This window comes from Mucilaginibacter sp. SG564 (genome assembly GCF_013149275.1).
Classification (GTDB): Bacteria; Bacteroidota; Bacteroidia; order Sphingobacteriales; family Sphingobacteriaceae; genus Mucilaginibacter.
This window is the reverse complement of the sequence record NZ_JABGNA010000028.1, coordinates 1-10978: the sequence shown is the minus strand read 5'-3', so window position 1 is coordinate 10978 and position 10978 is coordinate 1. Positions and strand designations below refer to the sequence as shown.

The following is a 10978-nucleotide window of genomic DNA, read 5'->3' as shown; positions in this document are numbered from 1 at the left end:
GCGGTAAAACGTGGGAGAGTAGGTCGGTGCCAAATCTTATCATCCAGCAAGGATGTAAAACTTAAAGCCTCAGCATATCGCTGAGGCTTTTTTTGCGTTTATAGCTTTTGCTTAAAAAGATCTAGCCGAATTTTAAGCTAATTCCTGGTCGTTGAACGGCTCATTTCTTTTACTTAGTTTTAAGTCATATATCATTTGATATCATGACACCTGAACAATCACAACTCTGGCAAAAGATCCAAAACTTTCAATTGGATAACCCACAATCAGCATTTAAATTTTCCGATCGCCTTGCACGTGAAAATGGCTGGAATCTGCAATACACATTACGGGTTATAGAAGAGTACAAGAAGTTTATTTTTTTATGCTGTATATCCCAAAATGGAGTTACCCCCTCTGATGCGGTGGACCAGGCCTGGCATCTGCATTTAACCTTTACCCATTCTTACTGGATCGATCTGTGCAAGGATACGCTGCAAACACAGGTCCATCATAACCCAACCAAAGGCGGTGACACAGAAAATACAAAATACGATGACTATTATACAGATACGAAGCAATTATACAAACAAACATTTGATGGCAATCCCCCTGCCGATATCTGGCCTGCGAATCAGCAGCGTTTTTCCGATATCAATTTTTAACGGGTAAATATCAGTAGATATTGGTTACTAAAAAAGCCGGAAGTGGGTGTACGTACTATTGTGCCTTTACTACTTATATTATGCCTTGGCATTTTTATTCGGGCGTCCTATGGTGCTATGCTGTTGATGTGCATGATCGTGTTGATGATCATTTATGCAATATGGGGTCGGAAGGACAACAAGAAGGAAGATAACAACGGCAATGCAGATAGCGGAGGCTCGGGCTGTACTGCAGACTGGAGTCACAGTAATCATCATAATGGTAGCGACCATCACGGTTGCCATAGCGGCGATAGTGGCTGCAGCAGCGGATGCTCCGGTTGTTCCTTTTCCGGCTGTAGTGGTTGCGGAAGTTCAGACTGAGTTTAATTATTGAATATATTGGCGACGGAGAAACTATTGCGTCGAAACAATTCGGTAAAGGATCCAGTTGTCGGTTTCGTAAACCCGTTGATAGTTTACACCGCTGTTCACTACCTTAATAAGCGGGATGTACCGGTTATTCAACTGGGTATAACCCGTAAATGGATTTTTGGCTGTGGCTATCAGGATATAATCGTTGTAGCGGTACGGTGTTTCTATGGCACTTAAAAACAGGTCCTGGTAGGGCAGGGTTAGTTTCTGAATATCATGTGTAAATGCCGCGATGGGGTACGATACAGCATCGTCCATCAATACCCGCGAAGTTTTAGGTAAGCTGTTGATCACATCAGCCAGTTCCATGGTTTCTTCCTGATCTGTATTTGGTTTGCGTGTGGTCAGTGTGGTTATAAAGCGCTTTTCGTCGGTTATTAATGATTGGCTTAGGAAAATATATCCGGTATACAACTGGATCAGTATCACAACAGATAATATCACTTTAAATACCATTTGCCGCTTTACCGTTTGCGCTTTAAATACCAGGCACAGTAATGACAGGATCAGGAAAATGAGATAATACTCATAGTTTAAAAATACCTTATCGTATTTAATGTGCAAAAACTCTATGAATGCAAATGGTGTTAAAATAGTTAAGGCCTGGTAGGTACTCTCCCTGAAAAGATAAATCGCTACCAATATCAACGGACAAAAATAGATCACCCTTAACGATACCATTATGGATAGCTCCGGCAATTGATAATTGGCGCTCGTTGTGGCAATATCAAAGTTAAGCTTATCAACCAGTACGTTCCAGGTGGCATAAGGGCTTTCGATAAAATAGTTGAGGTCGTTAGCATGCGTAAGGTTAAGCAGCTTATAACTGATTACCGAGGCCAGCGGTAAAATAAACAGGATAACGTATATGGCAAATGTTTTATTGATAAGCTTACGACGCAATGACGGACTATTAAAGCTCAAGAACAAACGGAAAATAGATTCCTTTTCGCCCAGGTTTAAGCTTTGTACGGTAATAGCCAGCACCAATGGCACAAAGAATAGCGTAAGCCAGATAAACTTATAATCACAAAAAATAAGTATCACCAAACAGATACTGGCCAGCGAAACGTGAAACGTAGTGTTGGAACGGTAAAATTTAAGCAGGTTAAAAAAGAACAGGAAGAAGAAGGTAAGCACCATATAGATGGATTTTCCGGAACAGGCCGTATATAGTAAACCCGGGTGCAGAAAAAACAACAATAAAAGTACGTACAGGTAAAAATCATCTTCAATACGTTTGGTTAACGTGCTGGCAATAATGTAAAATAAAACGGCTGTGCCAATGGCCGATGCTATTACAGGTGCCAGGTAGGGATTGATCCAGCTAAAAATAAAAGTGTTGTAAAAGGGCAGCAAGGGCGATGTTAAACCCATTACTTTAATACGGTTACCCAGGCCCTCGAAAACTATTTTGGTTTTTTCGATGTAAAAAATGCTTTCCTGATTATAGTAACCCAGGTGATTTAAATAAATGCCGATCACCAGGTAGTAAGCGCCAAGTATCAGGGTTAAAATAAAGAGGTATTGATTTTTTGAAAACTTCATTACAATAATCTTATTTAATAACGTTGGTTGGGTTATTAACTTTACTTAATCCGTGATTGGTTTTTTCCCAGTAAAACGGGTTCACTATTAACTGATACAAGCCCATATACGCCGCTGCCGAGTGCATTAACCAGTAAACCGGGTTGGCAATGGCAAATAATATCAGCTCAAAATACCGGCGTTTAAATACCGCCATCATATTGATATAAATCATCAGGATGTTACCCACCATCAGGTTAAATATCGCCATAAATAATACCCAGTCGGGAAACAGCGAACGGATGGTGGAAAAATCAAATATCAGGTAACTTATAAATATGAATAACAAAAGCGGGTAAGCCAAAAATGTGGCCGATGTACCGCCTATGAAAAAGTTAAAACCCCAGAAACCCCGCCATCCAATTTTTTTAACCAGAGCTGCCGGATTGCGCATATGTACCAGGTAAGTTTGCATATACCCCTTGATCCACCGCGAACGCTGGCGTATCCAGTTAATAGGTTCGTTGTTAGCTTCCTCGTAGGTGGTGGAGTTGATGATGGATATTTTATAACCTTTGGCATAGGCACGTACGCCCAGGTCGGCATCTTCGGTTACGTTGAACGGATCCCAGGCGCCTAATTCTATCAGCGCATCCATTTTAAAGTGGTTACTGGTACCCCCCAGCGGAATAGGGATATCCAGCGTATCCAGTCCCGGCAGCATATAATCAAACCAGTAGGAGTATTCCAGCGTAAACATCCGTGTCAAAAAGTTCTCGTTACGGTTAAAGTAGTTTAGCGCGCTTTGTATACAGATGTAATTTTGCGGCAGTTTGGCAAAAAGCGCTACCACCTTTTTTAGCTGATCGGTATCGGGGATATCCTCGGCATCATAAATAGTAAGGTATTTGCCTTTTGAAAAGTGTAAGCCATAATTACAAGCCTTTGGCTTGGTTTTAGGCATGTGGAAAGGCACCACGATCACTTCAAAAACACCCGGGAAATCCAGGTTTTGAACCGCCTGCAGCGTTTTGTCGTCATCCTCTTCAATCAGCAATTTAATATCCAGCTGTTCGCGCGGGTAATCCAGGCTCTGCAGGTTCCAGATGAGTTTTTTGATCAGCTTATCTTCCTTATAAACCGGCAGCAAAATGGTATAAACCGGCAGGCTGTCTTCCATAATATTCCGTACATCGGTTTTGGTTACCGCCTGGTGCAGTTCAAAACGCGAGCCTATCAAAGCCAGGAACAGTTTAAAAATAATAGCGATCAGGAAAAACAAACTCACAATCACATTGATAATGATGGACGTATTTTTAAAATTCAACACCAGCCCTATGGCTATGATGCTGATAAGAATAAAAATAGTAACCAATTGCGGACTGGTAAAGGTGGTTGATGCCGAGCTGTCTGGATCTCGCCTTAAAAGCTCAAACACGGAGGCCTTAACATATTTTTCGCCAAGCAATTTATGGGTTAACCAGGTAATATCCAGGTCTCTGGCTACAATAATGTGCGGCTCCAGATCATAAGTGAACCTGATAAATTCAATAAACAGTTGGTTGCTCGGATCGCTCATCAGCGTTACTACCTTATTATTCTCGATGCGAAGCGGTAAGGCAATATGATCGTTAGCGAATTTCAGATCGATCTTTTTGAGTATTTCGGTATCAAAAGCTTCTTCCCTTACCGGCGCGAAGGTAAAGCCCGCGTTGGTTAATGAACGTTCGTAGTTTTTACGGGAGATATAACCAAAGTTCAAAGCGATCTTGGTATATGACATGCCCGACCGTTCCGAAAAAAGCTTGATTTTTTCCTGATCGGCTGGCGTAATGAACCCGTCGTTTACCAAAAGTTCAGGAATAGAAATACTCATTGTTTTTTGTTTTAGTATCAAGTAGTTAGTATCAAGTATCAAGTACAGATTTAAAATGTGACGGAAAAATCGTGATACCTGATCTATAGAGTATCAGGTAGTTAGTATAAGGTACCCCAAAGAGTCGTGGTACTTGATACTAACTACTTGATACTAAAGGAGCGTTAATCGTTAAATAACTCCTGTGATTTTTGAACTTTTGAACGCACATACAAGAACGATAGCAATATCAGGATCAATAAGCCCAACAGTATGTACAGGTTGTAATTGTCCCAGAAACGGGTTAAACCGCTTTTGGTATCGATATACTCCAGGTTTTCGCTCGATTTGTTGATGTTGAACAAATATTTGTTGGAGTTAATATCAGATATACAAACGTTGCTGGATAATGTTGAAAGCTGTTCGGTAATGGATTTGGATACTGCTAAAAATGCTTCAGACATGTGCTTCCCGGTTGCTGTAAGTACCAGGGTGGCATTATTGCTGCGCCCGTAAAATATCTGGGCCAGACCATTTGACACGGTATCTGACAGGGAATAAACCGGTGTATGATTATCCGTATTGTACAGGCGGAAATCACGACTAAAGGTAATCGGCGCGTCGGGGAATTCTTTCAGCAACTGATCTTCTTTGGATAGCAGGGCGATAATATTGTATTTTTTAAGCTCATCTGGCGGCATGCTGTCAGAATAAACAAACTCAGGGAAGTTATTGGCATTGATGTTATTATTCAGTTCATAAATAATTTCACCAAGGGCAGCCGCGGTATATTTCGCGTAATCCCTGCTTATTAATACGCGGGTAGTGCCGGTGTTAAAGGCTTCCGGGTACTGGTAAAAGCTCAGGTTGCTGGTGATAAATGGATTTTTTGACTCCAGGTATGATTTATCTACATCAACCTCGGCAAAGAAATTGATGAAACTATCTTTACAATGCCCGTTGGTTGGGAAAAACCTGAATTCTGCTTCCAGCGTATTGTATTTATGGTGCTGGTAACGGTTAATGGTGATAGAGGTATTCAGTTTTCCGGATGCATCCAGTTTTTCGCTGCTGATAAGCAAACCGTTTAGGTAAATATTAAAGAAACCACGGTCGCCTGGGCTTAATCCACTGTAGTTGGCTACAAAATGGATCTCCACTTCTTTTGGTGTAAAGCTAAAGTCGCTGTTTTTAAAGGAGTAGGCACTTTTGAGTGAACCTATGCCCGATAAAAAGTCGCTCACACCGCCAATTTGTTTCAGGGATAATTTAGACCGGTTTTCGTCAATACTTTTAAAGAAGGTATTTTGCGCTTTCTCAATCAGCAGGTAATCGCCGTAAGTTGAATTCAGGATATTCATGTTGCCCAGGGCGGTAATAGCTTTTTCGAAACCATTATCGTCGCCGCCGGTAACAAATAAAATCTCTTTAGAAACGTTTTCCTGGGTCACGGTTTTAACTGGAGTAAGCGTGCCGTTTGGTGCCGCAACCATCCTGGTAATGGTATCAGTAGCTACACCAGCCGATTTGTGCAGATAAAATAAACCCTGGTCACTTTGTGGAGTTACTTTTATCAGCTCGCGCTTGGTAGCAGGCAGGCTTGCTATATTGCCCACCTGTATATAGTTACGTACGCTATCGGGTACTTTACCTTCTTCAAATACCTGGATATTGCGGGTTTGTGTCTTTTTTAACCGGGAGTAGGCCCATGCTACGGCTTTCAGGTCATGCAGACTTGGGTTTGCCGGATAAACGACAGCCTTTTTTGAATCAAAACAGTTGCTGATGTTTACGCCATCGAGCAGGCCTTTACTATTTTTTAATAACGACAGGTATGAATAATTTTTGATCTTTAACCACATGGCCGGATTATCCAGATCCTTACACTCATCATCGCTGATGGTTAACAGGGTTTTTACCTGTATTTTCAGGAACTTATCGGTCGACAAATCCGCACGGCTCAGGTTCAGGGTAAGTTTTTGGATCGAATCCCTGGTTAACCGGGCGCTGTATGCAGGTTTGTTGTTGATAACCACGTTGATGTATGAACGCTCTTTGATCAAAGCCTGTGAGGGCTCAAAATACAGAACCAGCTTGCTGCCATTCATTTCGGTAAGCGGAGTTATCTTCACATAAAATGAATTGGCGCCGCTCATTCCGTATAGCACATCGTCCTCATGCCCAAGCGATTTAAAAGTTACTATACTTTGTGCTTGCGTTGTTGTATTCAATAAAAATACAAAGGCTAATAGGGCTAAAAATTTATTCATCTGGTTGTAAATATTAATTTATAACGTAAAACTCAACTCTAAAATAATTACCGTTATCGTCACTGCGATAACTTAGTTCGCCGCCCATTTCCTGGGTCATCAATTTGGCGATGGAAAGACCCAAACCAAGGCGGCTTTCATTTGTGCCTGATGTATCATTAAGCGTTTTTAGCTTGTTAAACATCATATCCAGTTCTTTTTGGCCAATGGCTATACCTTCATCAATAATTTCAAAAACAAAGCGTTGACGCTGCAGGCTGGTTACCACCCTGATATCATTATTGGTTTGCGAAAACTTAATGGCGTTTGACAATAAGTTCTGAAATACCTGACCGGCAAATACCCTGTCGAGCCTTACATTAAGAGGCAATTTCAGGATATTATCCGTAAGGTGGATGTTTTTCATCTGCGCGGTTTCATACAAGCCTCTGAAAACGTGTGCTACCTCTACGTTGGCATCAAATATTTCCAGCTTAAACTGCATCTCCGGCGATTCTATCTCCTTCACATCCATCAGCTTGTTGAGCAGGTACTGCATTTTTTCGGCCGACTCAGCTATATAACCTACATACTCCTTTTGATCACTGCTCAGACGATAATCTTCTTCCTTGATCATATTATTGCTCATCACTACAGAGCCAATAAGGTTTTTAAGGTCGTGCCCGGCTATATTGATAAAGCTGTTCTTTTGCCCGTCAATCTTACGCAGTTGTTCATATTGAGCGTCGATGAGGTTGTTTTTGGCATTGATGTCGGCATTTTGTTGTTTGAGCTGCTCGTTTGATTTTTCGATCAGTATTTGCGAGCGCACATCCCTCCGCATCACCTTGTAACGGGTACCCGGGATGATGCACGAAATAATAGCCGTTATAATAAAAAATTGCCCGCCACCCGTACCGATCACGATATCCAGATTGTAATCGCTGAACAGGTTAAAAAATATAGCCAGTAACAGCACAGCTATCAATACTTCTATAAAGGAGTTAATAGGTTCCCAAAATACCTGCAGGTTAAAAAACAATACAATGGTTGCAAAAACCAGATAGTAAATATTAAGGTTCTGGATCTTTACAATATTACATAAAAGCGCCGATGTTACCGAAAGCATAAAAAAACTGATATGCAGCAGCAAACGATAATCATAATGTTTAGCGGTAAACAAACCATGCAGACCAAATATCAGGGCACTGGTTATTAACCTTACAATAAAAAACTGTATCCAAATTTCCGGAGCGTATACGTAATCAATAATGCTAAAAACCGGGTAAAGCAAAATAATGGGCCAAATGATATTATTGGTTTGGAACCACGCTTTTTTGTAGGTCTCTTTTATTAATTCGTCTTTTGCAATTTGAACAAACATTATTCGTTATCTTAAATTGTAATTTAAAATCAAGTTCCGTTTTTGTTATGGTTTTTTATCAAGCTTAGGTTTAAGAGGTGAGAGTCAGAATAATTCCTATTACGCAAATCTTAAACTATTTGTTAATACTCATAGTATCAACTGCTGGCGCTGTTGCAAAAAGCAGTCCAAAAATGCCACAGGTCCGGCAGTTAGCTTTCAAACGGGCACAAAGTCTGAACAATGGCATTAGTATTTCATGGCTGGAGCAAACATGGGTTAAACAAACGTTTGCGGAAGAAGGTTTGAAAAAAAATGATCTCGAATTATTGAAGAAACTAGGCTTTAAAAGCATCAGGTTACCCGTTGCTTTTAGCTGGTTTGAAGAGCAGCATATACCCGATGAAAAAGTGTTTCACCAGATTGACCAGGTGGTGAAACAATGTCACGAGTATGGATTTAAACTGGTAATTGATTACCATTACGGAAAGTTAAATGATACCAATTATTTGGTGGAAACACCTATAATTATTAATCACTGGTTAAAAGTGATAAAACGTTATATCCATACCAACGCTGACGATGTTTTTTTTGAACTGTATAACGAACCGCCCAGAATTGACCCCAAAGTGTGGAAAGACGCGGCCTACAACATAGTAACCGCCATTCGCAAAATTGATAAAAAGCACACCCTCATCATTGGTGCATCTAACTACAACAGTATTTATGAATTGAGCCGTTTTGTTCGCCTGTCCGACGAGAACATCATTTATACCTTTCATTTTTATGAACCCTTTCTTTTTACGCACCAGGGTGCAGCATGGGTGGGCGATCAGGTAGCAACAACCGGGGTATCATTTCCTTATAGTGCGGAAAATTTTCCAGCCCTGAGCCCAAAAGCCCGTGGAACTGCCGGCGAACTCAATTATAACAAGTACAATAAAGATGGTAACGAGCAATCCATTAACGATAAGTTACAAATTGCTAAAACATGGGCCAATAAATACGATGTCCCCATACTATGCGGCGAATACGGTGTTTATAACAAATATGCCGACCTGGACAGTCGCTGCCGCTATATCAAAGCCATGCGGGCCGCCCTTAAACGACTAAACATTCCCGGTATGCTTTGGGATTATAACGGGGCATTCTCCCTGTTTACCGGCAAACCAGCTTTAAGTACGTTGCCGGTTTGTATGAAAGAGGCTATTGGGGTTGTAAGGTAAAGGACAGAGTTTTAATTTGTTTGTCATCCTGAGCGGAGTGAAGGATCTATTCGCCGATTATACATGGCGCATACCCGCTCTTGGCCGCGGGACGGCCAGTTACTTTGTAGCCACAAAGTAACCAAAGGGCTTTCAGCAGAAATGCTTCTTGGCTGCAGGCCTTTATCCTGCAAAGCGGACAGAACCAGGGCTGCAATTATTTTGCCCTACTTCGTTCCCTCTTTCTCTCCCTTCAGCAAAAACTTGCTATGCCCCGCAACCGCACCGCCCACCTTCGTTCTGTCTGCTTTCAACCGAAGCTTATCTGCTGACGGGAAAATAAATCACTAATTCGCTAAATCATTAATTCAATAATTGTTCCCCCCCTCTATGCGCGAAGCAGAGAGGGGGGGGACGAGCGCAGCGATGTCGGGGTGAGTCGTCTGCGGCATCTCCTTATGTATAACAGGAACAAAGATTAAGGCGCAAAGAAAAAGTCCTTGCTCCTGGTTCCCAAAATCTTTACTCCAAAACAATCCTTGTTCCCAAAAATCATTTAACATAATTATTCATTTATTGATTACCTTTGCCAGGTAATATACTGTTATGAAATTTTTTGAAGAAAAACGTCGGGAGGTTATGGAGCATATTGAAAAATATATGCTCGAGAAGATGTTCGAATATTTGAAACCTGTTGATCATATCTGGCAACCATCTGATTTTTTACCCGACTCTACAAGAGATTCATTTTTTAGTGAGATAAAGGAACTACAGGAAAGCGCCCAGGGTTTAAGTTACGACCTGATAGCCGTTTTAATTGGCGACACCATTACCGAGGAGGCCCTGCCTACTTATGAGTCATGGCTTACCATGGTTGAAGGTGTATCCAAAGACGAAGAAGGCGGCTGGATGAAATGGACCCGCCACTGGACAGCCGAAGAAAATCGTCATGGCGATCTGCTCAACAAATACCTTTATCTATCTGGCCGGGTTAATATGCGCATGATGGAGGTATCTACCCAGTACCTGATTGCCGATGGTTTTGATATCGGTACCGGAACCGATCCGTACCGTAACTTTATATACACCTCGTTTCAGGAACTGGCGACAAACGTATCGCACAGACGTGTAGCCTCACAGGCTAAAAAGGATGGTGATACCCTGCTGTCAAAAATGTGTGGTACCATTGCCGGCGATGAAGCCCGCCACGCCAAAGCTTATAAATACTTTATCGAAAAAATATTTGAGGTTGATCCGAGCGAAGCCATGATCGCTTTTGAGGACATGATGCGCAAAAAGATCGTGATGCCTGCTCACTTCCTGCGTGAGGTAGGTTTAAAAGTTGGTCAAACGTTTGGTCACTTTACCGATGCCGCGCAACGCCTGGGTATATATACCGCTATTGATTATGTGGATATACTGAAAGAGCTGATCGAAGACTGGCATATTGAAAGCACTATCGATCTGAATGAAGCCGGCGAAAAAGCCCGCGATTATATCATGAACCTGCCATCGCGCCTGCTGCGTGTTGCCGAACGCATGAAAAACCCCATGCTGGAATACAAATTCAGCTGGATAAACGGATAATTTTCCTTATCAGAAAATATTAAAAGAGGCACCCAATTGTGAAGTGCACCCCAAAAGTTGGACAAAGTTAATTTAACTATTCATAATATGAGCTCGGTATTTTACCGGGCTCATTCCTTTTAGATTGAGTTTGA

Annotated in this window: 7 protein-coding genes; 3 read left to right on the top strand and 4 right to left on the bottom strand. The window is 41.6% G+C overall.

The features are described 5' to 3' along the window. The first annotated feature begins 203 nt into the window (after positions 1-203). A complete protein-coding gene (locus FHW89_RS28490) occupies positions 204-644 on the top strand; it encodes a hypothetical protein (protein WP_172338445.1) in 441 nt (146 codons plus the stop codon). 396 nt (positions 645-1040) lie between these two features. Here FHW89_RS28490 and FHW89_RS28485 read toward each other — a convergent pair whose 3' ends face one another. From FHW89_RS28485 to FHW89_RS28470, 4 genes are all read right to left on the bottom strand, one after another. Next, positions 1041-2606: a hypothetical protein gene (locus FHW89_RS28485; protein WP_172338444.1), complete on the bottom strand. Its 1566-nt coding sequence runs from the start codon at positions 2604-2606 to the stop codon at positions 1041-1043. A 10-nt stretch (positions 2607-2616) separates the two neighbouring features. Further along, positions 2617-4461, bottom strand: coding sequence for a glycosyltransferase family 2 protein (locus FHW89_RS28480; RefSeq protein ID WP_172338443.1), 1845 nt, complete (start codon positions 4459-4461; stop codon positions 2617-2619). Positions 4462-4625: 164 nt separating this feature from the next. Beyond that, a complete protein-coding gene (locus FHW89_RS28475) occupies positions 4626-6710 on the bottom strand; it encodes a cellulose biosynthesis cyclic di-GMP-binding regulatory protein BcsB (protein ID WP_172338442.1) in 2085 nt (694 codons plus the stop codon). A 13-nt stretch (positions 6711-6723) separates the two neighbouring features. Continuing rightward, positions 6724-8073, bottom strand: coding sequence for a sensor histidine kinase KdpD (locus tag FHW89_RS28470; protein ID WP_172338441.1), 1350 nt, complete (start codon positions 8071-8073; stop codon positions 6724-6726). A 119-nt stretch (positions 8074-8192) separates the two neighbouring features. Here FHW89_RS28470 and FHW89_RS28465 point away from each other — a divergent pair, with 119 nt between their 5' ends. Together FHW89_RS28465 and FHW89_RS28460 are read left to right on the top strand one after the other, a co-directional pair. Beyond that, positions 8193-9278, top strand: coding sequence for a glycoside hydrolase family 5 protein (locus FHW89_RS28465; protein ID WP_172338440.1), 1086 nt, complete (start codon positions 8193-8195; stop codon positions 9276-9278). Between the two features lie 585 nt (positions 9279-9863). Next, positions 9864-10844, top strand: coding sequence for an acyl-ACP desaturase (locus FHW89_RS28460; protein ID WP_172338439.1), 981 nt, complete (start codon positions 9864-9866; stop codon positions 10842-10844). Positions 10845-10978 lie beyond the last annotated feature (134 nt).

Coding starts and splice junctions, on each gene's coding strand:
- FHW89_RS28490 (WP_172338445.1), top strand. CDS start 204: ATGACACCTGAACAATCACAACTCTGGCAAAAGATCCAAAACTTTCAA.
- FHW89_RS28485 (WP_172338444.1), bottom strand. CDS start 2,606: ATGAAGTTTTCAAAAAATCAATACCTCTTTATTTTAACCCTGATACTT.
- FHW89_RS28480 (WP_172338443.1), bottom strand. CDS start 4,461: ATGAGTATTTCTATTCCTGAACTTTTGGTAAACGACGGGTTCATTACG.
- FHW89_RS28475 (WP_172338442.1), bottom strand. CDS start 6,710: ATGAATAAATTTTTAGCCCTATTAGCCTTTGTATTTTTATTGAATACA.
- FHW89_RS28470 (WP_172338441.1), bottom strand. CDS start 8,073: ATGTTTGTTCAAATTGCAAAAGACGAATTAATAAAAGAGACCTACAAA.
- FHW89_RS28460 (WP_172338439.1), top strand. CDS start 9,864: ATGAAATTTTTTGAAGAAAAACGTCGGGAGGTTATGGAGCATATTGAA.